Origin of the sequence: Dietzia massiliensis (assembly GCF_018390595.1) — a bacterium.
Lineage (GTDB): Bacteria > Actinomycetota > Actinomycetes > Mycobacteriales > Mycobacteriaceae > Dietzia > Dietzia massiliensis.
In genome coordinates this window covers 1-441 of record NZ_JAHBAV010000208.1, presented here as the reverse complement: position 1 = coordinate 441, position 441 = coordinate 1, and the positions used below count along the sequence as shown (strand labels likewise).

Sequence of the window (441 nt, the reverse complement as noted above, 5' to 3'; positions counted from 1 at the left end):
GGTTACGCCGCGCGATCTGGTGCTGCCGCTGCGCCTGCCGATGGCGCGCATCGGCCTGATTGCCATCGTGCTGCTGTTCATCGGCCACTTCGCCGCCTATACCTATCTGCGCCCTCTGCTGCAACAGGTGTTCGTGCTCAGCCCATCGGCGATCTCGCTGCAGCTGCTGGCCTATGGCGCCATCGGCCTGCTGGGCACCTTTCTCGGCGAGCGTCTGGGGGAGTACAGCCTGCGCGCCCCCTTTATCCTGATCGCCGCCATGCTGGCGGGCATTCTGATCGTTTCGCCGCTGCTCAGCGGCCTCGCCGGCGCCACGCTGATGGTGTTGGTTTGGGGGCTGGCGTTCGGCGCCGTCCCGGTATGCGCCACCAACTGGATGTTCGCCGCGGTGCCGCAGGCGCCGGAAGCCGGCCAGGCGCTGCTGGTGTGCGTCATCCAGAT

1 protein-coding gene is annotated in these 441 nt (G+C 67.6%); it reads left to right on the top strand.

The window, feature by feature from the left end; all coding sequences use genetic code 11:
- The coding region (locus tag KHA85_RS20290; protein WP_498039903.1) for an MFS transporter at positions 1–441 on the top strand (441 nt) is incomplete at both ends.